This window comes from Bacillus sp. Medicinal_06, from assembly GCF_056711665.1.
Map to the genome: position 1 here is coordinate 1 of NZ_JBWYHD010000001.1, position 13,019 is coordinate 13,019.

The 13,019-nt window shown below is 31.9% G+C and carries 14 protein-coding genes and 1 riboswitch; of the genes, 5 read left to right on the forward strand and 9 right to left on the reverse strand.

Translation table 11 applies throughout. The features are described 5' to 3' along the window. Positions 1 to 177: 177 nt before the first annotated feature. Entirely contained in the window at positions 178 to 1,044 is an 867-nt protein-coding gene (gene speD, locus AC1M36_RS00005; protein ID WP_336451116.1) for an adenosylmethionine decarboxylase, read from the reverse strand. 358 nt (positions 1,045 to 1,402) lie between these two features. Beyond that, positions 1,403 to 1,531: a hypothetical protein gene (locus AC1M36_RS00010; protein ID WP_479845607.1), complete on the reverse strand. Its 129-nt coding sequence runs from the start codon at positions 1,529 to 1,531 to the stop codon at positions 1,403 to 1,405. Positions 1,532 to 1,857: 326 nt separating this feature from the next. Here AC1M36_RS00010 and AC1M36_RS00015 point away from each other — a divergent pair, with 326 nt between their 5' ends. Together AC1M36_RS00015 and AC1M36_RS00020 are read left to right on the forward strand one after the other, a co-directional pair. Beyond that, positions 1,858 to 2,013, forward strand: a complete 156-nt coding sequence (locus tag AC1M36_RS00015; protein WP_174099851.1) for a hypothetical protein — start codon at positions 1,858 to 1,860, stop codon at positions 2,011 to 2,013. Positions 2,014 to 2,315: 302 nt separating this feature from the next. Beyond that, positions 2,316 to 2,639 carry a hypothetical protein gene (locus AC1M36_RS00020; protein ID WP_336451117.1) on the forward strand — a complete coding sequence of 108 codons (324 nt, stop codon included), beginning with the start codon at positions 2,316 to 2,318 and terminating at the stop codon, positions 2,637 to 2,639. A gap of 93 nt (positions 2,640 to 2,732) precedes the next feature. Here the strand turns inward: AC1M36_RS00020 and AC1M36_RS00025 are convergent, their stop codons facing one another. After that, the gene (locus AC1M36_RS00025; RefSeq protein ID WP_336451118.1) at positions 2,733 to 3,248 is read right to left on the reverse strand and encodes a GrpB family protein; all 516 of its coding nucleotides are present in this window, start codon (positions 3,246 to 3,248) and stop codon (positions 2,733 to 2,735) included. Positions 3,249 to 3,376: 128 nt separating this feature from the next. Between AC1M36_RS00025 and AC1M36_RS00030 the strand changes: the two genes are divergently transcribed. Both AC1M36_RS00030 and AC1M36_RS00035 read left to right on the forward strand, forming a co-directional pair. After that, positions 3,377 to 3,550 carry a hypothetical protein gene (locus tag AC1M36_RS00030; protein ID WP_420792330.1) on the forward strand — a complete coding sequence of 58 codons (174 nt, stop codon included), beginning with the start codon at positions 3,377 to 3,379 and terminating at the stop codon, positions 3,548 to 3,550. 135 nt (positions 3,551 to 3,685) lie between these two features. Further along, on the forward strand, positions 3,686 to 4,942 hold the full coding sequence (locus AC1M36_RS00035; protein ID WP_336451119.1) for a HAMP domain-containing sensor histidine kinase: 1,257 nt from the start codon (positions 3,686 to 3,688) through the stop codon (positions 4,940 to 4,942). 125 nt (positions 4,943 to 5,067) lie between these two features. Here AC1M36_RS00035 and AC1M36_RS00040 read toward each other — a convergent pair whose 3' ends face one another. The 5 genes from AC1M36_RS00040 to AC1M36_RS00060 all read right to left on the reverse strand — a co-directional run bounded on the left by AC1M36_RS00040 (position 5,068) and on the right by AC1M36_RS00060 (position 9,810). Continuing rightward, a complete protein-coding gene (locus AC1M36_RS00040; protein ID WP_336451120.1) occupies positions 5,068 to 5,862 on the reverse strand; it encodes an alpha/beta fold hydrolase in 795 nt (264 codons plus the stop codon). 598 nt (positions 5,863 to 6,460) lie between these two features. Then, positions 6,461 to 6,568, reverse strand: a complete 108-nt coding sequence (locus tag AC1M36_RS00045) for a YjcZ family sporulation protein (RefSeq protein ID WP_336451121.1) — start codon at positions 6,566 to 6,568, stop codon at positions 6,461 to 6,463. 162 nt (positions 6,569 to 6,730) lie between these two features. Next, complete coding sequence (locus AC1M36_RS00050; protein ID WP_336451122.1) at positions 6,731 to 7,558, reverse strand: energy-coupling factor transporter transmembrane component T family protein; 828 nt, start codon at positions 7,556 to 7,558, stop codon at positions 6,731 to 6,733. Next, entirely contained in the window at positions 7,551 to 9,251 is a 1,701-nt protein-coding gene (locus tag AC1M36_RS00055) for an ABC transporter ATP-binding protein (RefSeq protein WP_336451123.1), read from the reverse strand. Before AC1M36_RS00055 ends, AC1M36_RS00050 begins: the two co-directional genes overlap by 8 nt. 10 nt (positions 9,252 to 9,261) lie before the next feature. Next, the gene (locus tag AC1M36_RS00060) at positions 9,262 to 9,810 is read right to left on the reverse strand and encodes an ECF-type riboflavin transporter substrate-binding protein (protein ID WP_336451124.1); all 549 of its coding nucleotides are present in this window, start codon (positions 9,808 to 9,810) and stop codon (positions 9,262 to 9,264) included. Between the two features lie 138 nt (positions 9,811 to 9,948). Beyond that, positions 9,949 to 10,066: riboswitch (SAM riboswitch) on the reverse strand. Between the two features lie 155 nt (positions 10,067 to 10,221). Between AC1M36_RS00060 and AC1M36_RS00065 the strand changes: the two genes are divergently transcribed. Continuing rightward, complete coding sequence (locus AC1M36_RS00065; protein ID WP_336451125.1) at positions 10,222 to 10,902, forward strand: aspartate/glutamate racemase family protein; 681 nt, start codon at positions 10,222 to 10,224, stop codon at positions 10,900 to 10,902. Positions 10,903 to 10,986: 84 nt separating this feature from the next. Here AC1M36_RS00065 and AC1M36_RS00070 read toward each other — a convergent pair whose 3' ends face one another. Further along, positions 10,987 to 12,768: an ATP-binding protein gene (locus tag AC1M36_RS00070; protein WP_479845473.1), complete on the reverse strand. Its 1,782-nt coding sequence runs from the start codon at positions 12,766 to 12,768 to the stop codon at positions 10,987 to 10,989. Positions 12,769 to 13,019: the final 251 nt, after the last annotated feature.

A 13,019-nucleotide genomic window follows, 5' to 3' on the forward strand; every position in this document is an offset into this window, starting at 1 on the left:
AATATATCTACTTCTATAACTATAAACGATTCCAAAAACGACTCAACCACCGAGCTCCGATAGAATATCGAATCTTGATGGCTGCTTAGTCTTTTTTATAGCTGTCTACTTAACAGGGCTAACACCACTAGCAAGGCTTTTTCTTTTGGACATTCCATAATTAATTTCTAAATGGACCTAGGAGTTATTTGTATTTTCCGGAAAAGAATGATCATTCAGAACTTCCTCAATTAATCCATGATTCATGTTTTTTCCGTAAAATATTTCATCCATTTCTGTTTTTAACTTTTGAGTAATTTCCTCTTGTTCTTTTACCGATAATTTTTCTTGTGTATATCCAAATAGATAGTTGTTCAAATCAAATTCTTTTAGTTTACATTTTGTATGAAAGATATGTTCTTGATAAACATTGACATCAATCATATCGTAGAGGCTTTTCACGTTATTTGGAATGTAATTTTGTATAGAACTTATTTCGTGATCGATAAATAATTTGTTACCTGTTATATCTCTTGTAAAGCCCCTAACACGATAATCAATTGTCATAATATCTGTATCAAATGAGTGAATTAGATAATTTAACGCTTTAAGAGGTGAGATTTCACCGCATGTAGCCACATCAATATCAGCTCTAAAAGTGCTAATACCTTCGTCTGGGTGATATTCAGGATACGTATGAACCGTTATATGACTTTTATCTAACTGCATGACAACGGAATCTGGAAGAGGTCCAGGAGATTCGGTGAATGATTCAGTTGGCACTTCTACCACTGGGCCTTCTGATACTAATATAGTTACGCTTGCGCCTTGTGGTACATAGTCTTGTTTAGCGATATTTAATACATGCGCTCCTATAATATCCGAGACATTTTTCAAAATCTTAGTTAATCTGTCTGCATTATATTGTTCATCTATGTATTCTATATAAGCTTCTCGTTCCTCTTTTGTTTTTGTATAGCAAATATCATACATGTTAAAACTTAATGATTTTGTAAGGTTATTAAATCCATGTAATTGAATCCGTTGCTCTGGTGTTAGTTTCATGATAAAATTCCCCATTCTGCTGTTGAATAATATTTGATAAATCCTTTACGCAATATAATTCCATACTACAACTTTTTCATGCATGCTCTTTTGAATTAGAATTACTTGAAATATATTAGTTATTTCTAATTCACGACTGACAATTAATTGAATTGAATATTTTTTATTGTAAAAATACGGTAAATGAAATTTAGAATAACAACAATATAGAATTTGAATCAAGAAACCATTGTGACTAGATTAACCAAAAATGAAAAGATGTACGAGTTTATGTTAACCTGTACATCTTTTCATTTTCTTTGTGATCAAGACTAATTAGATACTGTGTCAACCTGTATAATTAGTCTCAATTTAAACTTTATTTGTTTAAATCTTTTTTTGTTACTTCACTTCTAATATTCACATCTTTTGAGAATTCAGTATCGTTTTTTAGATTATTCAGATGTTGATCTTTACGCTTGCGATTATCATTCCGATTCGTCATCATTTATCCCCCTCTTATTAACGTTCGTACCTATTTTGTACAGAAGGAACTATTTCATACAGATTATTTCGTAAATATAGTCTCATATTATTGAGAATTTTAGTTAGATTTTATTATCTTATAAAATAAATTAAGTTGTTATCTACTGTCTTCGGCATTAGGAATGATTCATAAAAAGTATATGTTTTGTTCATTGTTTTAATCTCTTTCGTCTAATGCACTATGAATCGATTGATGAGGTCTATAACCATTTTCCACTTTTTATGAAATTTCTTTTTGGCAAAACACTTGCTTGTTGGTGCATACTATGATTATTGGAGGTGACAATCATGGGACACAATCAAAACCCGTTTACAACAAAGAAGCGTAATGCCAACGGACAATACGATAAAGAAGCACATAGCATCGACAGCCATGGTAATTTTGTACCTAACACACCAACGAATGACGCTGTTCTTCGCGCTGAAAGACCGAAGAACAAATAAAAAACCCCTGGATTTCTCCTGTTTTTTTATTTCTAATTAATTTTCATTGATATCGTTTGTCAAAAATAACGAGTGTATGATTATCTCTCTTCCATTGGCGGTTACTGCTTGAGTACCAATTACTGATGGAAGAAGCGATTTTTATGACTAGAAACAGAATAAAATTAATTCAAGAAGCTTACACGCTAGATGTAAGCTTCTTTCAGCCTGCGCAATGAAGATTCGAATTTCATCCCATTTAACACAATGTGTTCAATATCTTTCCAAACTATTTGGACATGATAAAGAATGAGGTGACTGTAATGAAAAATGAAATATCAAAGTTAGTACCAGAAGCAGTTAGCAAGTTAATTCAGAAAGAAGTTAAAGATAGAAACCAACGCATTATTGACTTAATTATCGATGATGCAACTGCATATGGATTTGATTCGGAGCAAGTGGTCCCTTGTATCATGGCTGCTTATTATGCTCATCAGTCCGCGCATTATCCTAGTGAAATGGAAGATGAGTGGATCGGAATCTTAGTCTTCTACACAGCTATACGTTCAGCAATGAAGCTTTTATCTTACGGTAAATTTAAAGCAAAGCGATCAGAGAGTGGATGGATGACGTATACAGATCATTGAACAAATCTTATTTTGGAGTAAGAGATTTCTATTAACGAACCGCGGAAATCTCTTACTTATTGACAAATAAATACGAGGTTATATTTAAGTAATTTAATCTAATGTTTCTTCTGCTAACGAAATAATCTTTTCAATATATGGAGATTTTCCATTTGTATACGACACTCGATCAAATGGGTACTTCATGGCAAGCTCTTGTTTTAATTGTTTATATTCCATACGTGCCCATTCATGATTTCTCATAAAATCACGGAATAATAAATTGTTCTTCCACTCTTCACCACCATACGTATAGACGTGTAAATGATGTGTACCTGCTCTCCATTTCCCTTTTCTAAAAAAACGTCTCTGTGGAAAATGTTTATGAAATACATATTCATATCCTATTGTTTGCATTGGTTCTATCCAATCATCAACTACTTTTAAATCTTTAACACCTATCATCATATCAATGAGCGGTTTCGCGTCTAATCCTTCTACTGACGTACTTCCAATATGTTCAATCTCTAAGATGTCCTTTTCTAGTAATGCGATAAATTTCTCTTTCTCTTTCAAAAATTCTGTATGCCAATTTAAATTATACGGTTCAATGATTATTTCTTTATCCATCTCTTCCTCCTTTTATACTCGTAATCTAAGTTTATAAGCTATCTTTTTTATTAATCAAAATAGGACATTCTGCATCACTCTCGAATATATCAATGTTTAATTTAATTATATAAAATAAGAGGCGTAAAATGAACGAAATTCCGATAACAATTCATTTAGATGATGCCCCTTTTCAATTAAAGGAATATCAAGGTTTCGATTGGCTTGTAAGACTTGGTAGAGTAGTTGCAGTGTTCGATCAGCGAGATTCAGCGAATATTTACTTCGGTATTGAAAAAAAAATCAACGCTATACGCAAGTGAAAGAGTTTTATTTAGCATAGGGATTTACTCGTAACAAACATTCTCATTGTAGTAAAATAATTAATAATGAAGAAGTTACATTTTTTCTGTATAATACTTATTAGTATTGAAAACTACAATAATGAGGCATGCTAGATGAATTTTATGTACATCAATCAAAACGTATTAAATAATTTGCTTTACATTTTAAGTAGCGTCTTTGTTTTTTATTTTATATATGATAACGGGATGTTTTTCAAAAAATACAAAAAAACCCTTATTGTAATCTGCACGAGTATACCGTTAATTTTATGTATGAAATACCCTATATATATTGATGAAAATTGCGTTCATGATTTAAGACAAATTCCATTTTTCATAGGTACACTTTATGGTGGATTACCGGTTGGAATCGCTTTATTAACTATCATGTTATTAATTCGGTTTGTTTTTTATGGTGTGAACTTTTTAACAGTTATTGTTTATATTGCAATGCTAATTTTTACTGCTCTTGCCTCTTCTAAATTTAATCAATTAAATAGAAGAAAAAAACTCATTATGTCAATATTTTTACCTTTTTCTCTTGCTTTACTTACAACATTTATCGCTGTAATTTTATCGGATTTTCCAATTACACAGCCATATATTACTTATTTTATTATACTGCCCCCTATTATCATGTTATTTGTTGTATATATGAATGAAGTTTTAAGAGATGCCTTTATGATGAGATCTAAATTAGTAAAAATGGAGAAAATGGAGATTGTGAGTCAACTTGCTGCAAGTATTTCGCATGAAGTTAGAAATCCTCTTACTGTAGTAAAAGGATTTACTCAGCTCCTGAAAACACCAGATTTATCACAAGAGTCGCGAGAACAGTATATTGAACATATTCTGGGAGAGTTAAACCGTGCACAAGTTATCATTGATGATTACTTAACATTCGCTAAGCCTGCATCACAAAAAGTTGATAACATTATAATAGATCAAGAATTAAAAAGAGTAATAAGTATGATGATGCCATTATGTAATATGAATTCTATAAATGTTTCTGAAGAATTAGTAACAGGATCCATTATTGGGAATACACAGCATTTTCAACAATGCTTTTTAAACTTGATAAAAAATAGCATTGAAGCAATGCCAAATGGCGGGAAACTTCGTGTTCAATCATCGGTTTTTGAAAACAAAGTTACGATTGTTATTAAGGATAGTGGAATTGGTATGACGCCAGAACAAATAAATCGATTTGGCGAACCATATTTTAGCACAAAAACAAAAGGAACAGGTTTAGGTACGATGGTTGCAGTAAAAATCATTGAAACGATGAACGGTACTTTAGATATAAAGAGTATTGTTAATAAAGGAACGACTTTAACGATTACATTTCCACAAAATAATGAGGTTGCTTAATAAAATAACATCTTGATTTAAAAGGAGCTCCTATGCTCCTTTTTATTTTCCCTTATATAAAAAGCTATGCTTTTATAAGATTTTGCATAAATTAGTTATATAAAAACCTTAATATTCATCCATCTTTATGAGTGTGGAAAAAGTCTCATCTCGGTATGAATAAAAACAAACTGCTGAATCATTTCATTTAAACATTTCGCTGCTTTTGTAGGAATTTGATGCTTTGCATTATCAATAAATTTTAATTCATTACATGGTAATTTTCCATGCAGTAATTTCGCATGGCTATAAAATACCTTATCTTTCTTACCATAAACTAACAAAACCGGAAGCTGAATATTTCTAAGCTGATTCGTACAATTATAGTGCAAACTATAACGATAATATTGCCAAATATTTTTGGCATTCCCTTTTCGTGCTTCTTTAAACATCTTTTTGAACAATTTATGTGTATTTGAATTGCCCCATGAAATAGACCATGCTAAAAATGAAATCGCTCCCACTTTCGCAAGTTTCACGCCAAGTGAAATCTTATTCTTTAGATATCCATCCCTCACTTCTGACATCCCCCCAATTAGAATACCCCCTAACGCTCTTTCAGCAAAAGCCAATAAAAATTCTAATGCGACAGAGCTTCCAGTCGAATATCCACATACAAATGCTTTTTTGATCTCCAAATGATCCAACAAACATCTAATGTCTTCAGCAATCAGTGGATAGGTTATCGGTTGTTTTGAATACTGACTCCTTCCATGCCCTCTAATATCAAAAGTAATCACTTTAAAATTTTGGGATAATTCCTCTATTTGGTACTCAAAATTCTCACAAGTAAGTACAGGAGGATGGATAAAAACAATAGGAACCCCTTTTCCTTTAACGATATAATACAGACTACTACCGTCCACATCCAACATTGGCATATATGTAATCACCTCAACAATCTAAAATCATCCCAACTCATTTTTAGAAAAATATCTCTAAAAATGATGCATACTAAAAATTAATTTTAGTACATGAGTATTCTCCTTTTGTTATTAATTCCTTTCTAATTTACTAGCCGTAAGCTGTCGATGATATTCTGTTATACATTCCTGATAACGTTGAAACTGATTTTTATTTTAAAAAATGAATTTAGTTGTCCGTCAAGTTTTTATTTTTTCATTTATTTAGACAGAAAAATAAATAACTTCTTACAGTACACTTGATGATGTGCTTTTTCACTCATTTCCGTTATTATGTGGCACTTCTTTTTTTCTATTCTGGCAACTATTTAGAATAAATTACATAGAAAATGAATATCACTCCTTTTAATCTTATTTGGCATATACTTCATCTCATTGAGTAAGAATCAATCATCGGTACACAAAAAAATTCAAAACTCTAGAAAATTTCTATTGAAAAAAGGAGCATGATAGCTCCTTTTTCATGTTGAATCTCGTATTGATACTAAAGAAGTATCTTTAATAGTTTTTCTGATTACATGATTCTGCGACGAATGATTAAAAAATCGTTTGTTTTTTAATACCCTCCGCCCCAGCAGCTGCATCCAACAATAATTAATAAAATAAATAAAACAACTAATAAAGCAAATCCTCCGCCAAAACCGCAAGAACCAACATGACTCATATTTTCTCCTCCTTTTAGTAATAAAACTAATGGGTAATTAATCGTTTATTAACGGGTTCGTATTATACAGTATGTATCTATGTAAATTTGGAGCATGTCTTGGATAAATTAAAAAAAGCACTCCGCGAGTGCCTAAATTTTATCTGAATAACATCGAGAAACTTACAATGGATACCAAAACCCTTTGAAAACGTTGAATTTCAAATAAATGGCAAGTGATAAAATTATAATACCAATAATGAGTCCTATATAGTCCTCTTGTTTTGCCTTTGTTGTAAAATACCATGTTCGTTTCTCTTTTTTTCCGAATCCTCGTAAATCCATCGCATTTGAAACGGTATCGATTCGCTCTAAAGATTGAATAACAAGTGGCCCAAAAATGAGTACCCGGTTTTTAATACGTTCCAAAAAATTCGCCTCTCCTCTTTCAAATGGTACACCTCTTGCTTCTTGAGCCTGTTTAATCAATTTGTATTCCGCTTGTATATTCGGTATGTAACGGAGTGCAATGTTTATTGCATAGGCAATCTTATACGGTAAACCAATTTTATATAAGCTGCTAGCAAACTCACTTGGATGTGTCGTGTATATAAAAATAAGTGTAAATGGTAATAACGTAAAATACTTTAACGAAAGCGTAAGAGCATAAAAAAGCGTTTCGAATGTAATGGTAGCGTATCCAATATGCAAGAATGCTGTACTTGTACCAGTCAACTCAGATCCATGGGTTGGTGTAATCAATAAAATCATAACCGAATTTAGCATACTAAATGTGAAAATGACACTAAATATAATGACAACTTTTTTCAAAGGGATTTTAGCAATCACTAACCCTAAACAACCAATGAAAAATAAGCATAATAAAATACGAAAATCAAAAAATATAAATGTAAGAGTCATCCAAATTATAAATAACAACAATTTAATTGCGCCGTCCATACGATGAAAATATGTATGATTATCTATATAAAATAAATCTGATTTACTCATAATCTCCCCTCCTTTTTGCCTCCATATACATTTGTACAAAAACTTCTGGAAAGGGGATTTTGCTCAATTTTGCTAATGTTGTTAACGAACTTTCCTGTAAGTTAGCTTGTTGTAATACTTGGCTATTTGCTAATACGATTGGAACTGTATCATCGGCAAGTATTTTTCCTTGATGAAGAACAACTGCACGGTCTGCATATTCTAAAGCTAGGTTCATATCATGTGTAATAAAGATAAATGATATTCCTTTTGCCGCTAATACACTTATACAAGACATAAATTGTTCATAATGAAAATAATCTTGTCCTGCTGTTGGCTCGTCTAAGATGATGAGCTTCGGATTCGTTGTTAAAACTGATGCAATGGTAAGCCTCTTTTTTTGCCCGTAGCTTAACGCTTGAATCGGCCAATTTCGAAATGGATATAACCCACAAATTTGCAACGCATCTTCCACTCGTTTATGTATTTCTGCCTTAGAAACCTTCTGTAATTTTAATGAAAAAGCAACTTCATCCCAAACAGTAGATTGTGTAATCATATGATTAGGATTTTGCATGACGTAAGATATCACTTCTCCACGTTTCCGAATAGACCATGAAGTTATATTATCATTATCAAGTACAATTTTCCCTTCCTGTGCTGTGTTCATTCCAGTTAATAAATGTGCAAATGTAGATTTGCCTGCACCATTATGACCTAATAATGCTAATATTTCTCCTCTTCGTATAGAGAGTGTTATGTCCTTTAATGTGAAATTTTTGTGGGAATATGAAAATGAGAGATTTTCTATTTGACATAAGACTTCTTTTTTACATTGTTTTTTAGAAGCAGTAGAACTCATCATCCATTGCTTTATCGTTTTATTTAACTCCTCATTATTTAAAGTTTCAATTGGATAAATTTCTTCATCTAAAATATTCATTTTTAGATTTTTTAACACTTCAATATATATAGGTTCTCTTAACCCTATACTTTGTAAAATGTTTGCTTGTAAAATCTTTTTTGGTGAATCGATTGCTACAATATTCCCTTCATCTATTAATATAATTTTATCTAAGTCTAATTTTAATATCTCTTCTATTCTATGCTCAATAATAACGATTGTTTTATTTAATTGTTGATGTACCTTTTGAATAAGTTCTACTGCTTTTAAACTACTTATTGGGTCTAGATTTGCTAATGGCTCATCAAATAGTAATATGTCAGCATCCGTCGTTAGTAGCCCAGCAAGAGAGACAGTTTGTTTTTGACCACCAGATAATTCATGTGGGCTTCGTGAGTGAAATCTATGCATCTGTACTTTCTGTAAAGAGTCCATAACAACCGCCTTCATTTCCTCCTGTTCTACGCAATCATTTTCTAACGAAAATGCAACATCTTCCCCTACAGTTAACCCAATAAACTGGGAATCTTGATCTTGCAAAATAGTTCCTACAAGCTTACTTTGCTCAAAAATACTACTTTTTCGTGGATCCTTACCACATATTGAAATGTTCCCAGTACTTGATCCCTCATATGAAAAAGGGATCAGCCCATTTATACAATGGGCCAATGTAGATTTTCCTGATCCACTTCGACCAGCAATCAATACTTTTTCACCTGGATAAATATGAAGTGTGATATTCTTTAAAGTAGGTTCTGTCACTTGTTGATATTGAAATGTAAATTGTTCAAAGGAAATAATCGGCTTCATTGTGCTATCCCTACTTTTCAATTTTTAAATGTGTATGTTTTTTATTTGCTTTCGCTAATCCAAGTGTAATTGGTAAACCAAGGATTAAGAAAACAAGGACATCTGCAATCGTTGCACCAAGTACTTGAATAATAATTTTATCTAAAGGCTCTCCCATCACGATAATATCGAAAGCGCCGGCAAATATAATTCCAATAACAATCCCAAGTAAACCTGTTACAGCAAAATATGAAATATCTCGATTACCGAATGTTCCATTTTCCACACTGAAACTTGCTCGTTTTTGTACAAGTCCCATCGTAAATCCAATAATGCCTGAGCTAAGTACCCATCCCCACCATATTCCCCATCCAGCGATAGTATCTGTCACTGTATGACCGATAAGACCAATCAAAAGTCCTGCAAATGGTCCGAAAATCGCACCAAAAATTGTTAATATGGCCAGAGCTGGTTTTATAAATGTATTTGGGGCAATTGAAAGTCCCCATAGACCTAATACCCCATATATTGCAGAACCAATTCCAATTGCTACGACTAATTTTGTAGATAATTTGTTCATATGAATTCCCCCTCATTCTAGTTAGCTTATATTAGTCCTATATGTAAAAGAAAATGGAATTATTCATCTTCACTTCCTTTCTCCCCAATAAAAAATGACCTCTTATAGAAGAGGTCATTTGCGTATGGATATATGATCCTCTTATCTTTCAAAAGACAATATGTCTTTTGTGGAATTAGCACCTTCCTATTTCTATGAATAAATAGGGGTTGCTGAGGTTTCATAGGGCCGTTCCCTCCACCTCTCTGGATAAGTATTCGTTTGTAATTTGTATTATTGCACTAACGTGAATTAATTTCAATATTATTCTCACTATTTTTATTTTTATATAAAATGACAAATAAATCATTGTATTCTTATCGGAATTATGGAATAATTAATAACAAAACAGGTTAACAGGGGGAATGAGACATGAAAGTAATTGGGTTAATTGGTGGATTAAGCTGGGAATCAACATCTCTTTATTATAAACATATTAATACACTAACTTTATCTCAGTATAATCATAATGCAAAGCTTGTTCTATATAGCATGGATTTTGGCGAAGTGACGAATTTACTACAAAATCAACAATATGAAGAAGTGCAAAACCAACTCGTTCAAGTAGCTAAAAAAGTAGAACACTCCGGTGCAGATTGTATACTTATGTGTTCAAATACAGTACACCAATTTGCGGAAGAAGTAGAAAAAGCAATCTCTATCCCACTTCTTCATATTGGCGATGTAAGCGCTGAAGAAATTGTTGAACATGATGTGAAGCGGATTGGTTTGCTTGGAACAAAACAAACAATGGAACAAGATTTTTATAAAACGAGACTAGCTAATTATGGTATTGAAACAATTATTCCCAAAGAAGATGAACGAAATTTCATTCATCATGTCATTCTCCAAGAGTTAAGTAAAGGTATTATTTTAAAGCAATCCAAAGACCGTTTCTTACAAATTGTTCAAAATCTCATTAAAAACGGGGCAGAAGGAATTTTATTAGGATGCACAGAAATACCGTTACTCATTTCACAACAAGATCTTTCTATCCCTGTATTTGATACTGCTTTTTTACATGCCAAAATTGCAGTGCAATTCGCTGGCTAATCAAGAAAAGAAGCTATCTTACAAGATAATAAGATAGCTTCTTTTCTTTGCTGCTACTCTATATGAAATGGAAATTAATCTCTATTACCAAGACCCTGTTATAGATGGCATAGCTGAATGAGAAGTACCCTGCTCACTTTGAAACATAGGTAAATAAATAGTAACGGATGTTCCTACTCCTACCTCACTCATGATACTAATTCTTCCTTGATGACTTTCAATGATTTTATAACTGAGCATGAGTCCAATGCCAGTTCCTTTTTCCTTTGTACTATAAAAAGGTTCACCAAGCCTTTTTATTCTTTCTTCAGGAATTCCTACGCCCTCATCAACTATATTAATAATAACCTCTTCACGTTCTAATTTTTTCACAGAAATAGAGATTTGCCCTCCATCTGGCATTGCTTCAATTGAGTTTTGTAAAATATTAATAAAAACTTGTTTTAATTGATTTTCACAGCAATCAATTATTAATTCTTTTGATTCTATATGGAGATTAATTTGAATATTTGTCATGATTGCCTTTGTATTAATTAATGAAACGACATTTCTTAATATCAAACAAATATTTTTCTTTTCAGTTGGAATGACATCAGTCTTTGCGATTGATAAAAACTCATGAAGGATAGATTCAATTCGCTCAATTTCTGACAGCATAAGATCGAAGTATTTATCCTGATCTTCTTGATTAATTTGAAATAGTTGAATAAATCCTTTAATCACTGTCAGTGGATTTCGAACTTCATGAGCTACCCCAGCAGCTAACTGTCCAATTGCTGCAAGTGTATCTGATTTATTCAATAACTCTTCAGTCTTTTTCCGCTCAGTAATATCTCGAACAATTATCATAATCTTATCTTGTAAAAGTGGTAAACACCTAGCTTCAAAGAAACTAATACTTCCTTTAAGCGTTAACGGATATTCAACAATAACTGTAGATTCTTTTTGCCTTACTTGGTGAATCGCTCCTCGAAATTGCTGTGCTACAGGTGATGGTAAGACTTCATAAAACTTTTTCCCCATAAACGATTCTGCAGGTACGTAAAACTTAGCTGGTGAACCAGCTTTATAATCTATAATTGTTCCATCAGCTTCGGTTAAAAAACACAAATCAGGTAATGCTTTAAAAATAAGCTCTAGCTCAGATGTTTGTTGCTTTAATTGTTCTTCAATTCCTTTTCGATGCGTAATATCAACTCCAACTGCCCAGTAACTATAACCAGGTACTGGAAAATGTTCTGAGATGTTTGACCACATGATTGTCTTTATTTCTCCATTTTTGCATGTTAAATTCATTTCCCAATCTCGAAAACTTTTTCCACGCATCGAAAATTTCTTTTGAATGTGTCTGCGATAACTTTCATCAGGATATAGCAATTCAAGTGCTTTTGGATTTTCAATGATTTCTTCTGCAGCATAACCTGTTACAAGCTCACATTCTCGGTTCCATAATATAAAATTCCCATCTTTATCAAGAGCATCAACCATAATGGGCATATTTTGCAAGATTGTATGTAACTGTTCTTCTTTTTTAGAAAGTAAATGTATATTTTTTGTTTGATTTTGAAGTTTATTCATTGCATTATCTACAATGAGATTTGAAAGCATTTCGAAGTATTTTTGACAAGTACGGATATCTTTTTTTATTGAACAAGCAACAAATGACCCAAGATGTTGCTCATGTAAAAAAAACGGAATTTCAATCTTTATAAGTTCTATATGTTCTTCTCGATTCATACCAAATGAAAAAATACATTCCATATTTTGATCAAGAAGTTGATGTGAAATGTTTGTTAAGTTATAAAATTGTTCTGCCATGGTTTCTATTGTGTTCACGTCAATGAGTTCCAATAGCCGAGCATTCATTCTCTTTCCACCTCTATATGTAAAATTAATACCATTTTTTATTCACGCTTCTTCATTATACGAATAATGTTCTCGTAGGTATATAGCAAGAGCATAATTATTCAAATAAATTTTATTTTTCAATAAAAAACATTCCCAACGTTCTATAATTCTCTTTATATCAATGTATTGAAATTTAAATATTCACAAAATATTCATAAATATATTGAAAAACATATACATTTTTTTCCAATATATTCTATAAAATAAAA